This is a genomic window from Microbacterium sp. KNMS, from assembly GCF_053851835.1.
The window spans coordinates 1-248 of record NZ_JBSQBP010000160.1; the positions used below are offsets into that span (position 1 = coordinate 1).

At 58.5% G+C, this 248-nt stretch carries 1 protein-coding gene; it reads left to right on the forward strand.

The genetic code is table 11. The features are described from left to right. Window positions 1–75: 75 nt before the first annotated feature. Window positions 76–248: head completion/stabilization protein (locus tag ACWXWW_RS18225; RefSeq protein WP_455971443.1), on the forward strand; the 173-nt coding region annotated here is incomplete at its 3' end.

Consider the following 248-nt stretch of genomic DNA (forward strand, 5'->3'; position numbering starts at 1 on the left):
GGGCGGCACGGGGTGGCGAAAGGCACTGCCACATCAAAACCCCGTCCACCGCCCACTTATTCAGGAGAAAGCCGCATGAAGTTTGTTGCGCCCGAACAGGCACCGGAACAGGCGGAGGTCATAAAAAATACGCCGTTCTGGCCTGATGTGGACCTGTCGGAATTTCGCAGTGTGATGCGCACTGATGGCACGGTGACGCAGCCGCGTTTAAAGCAGGTCGTGCTGACGGCGATCTCTGAGGTTAACGC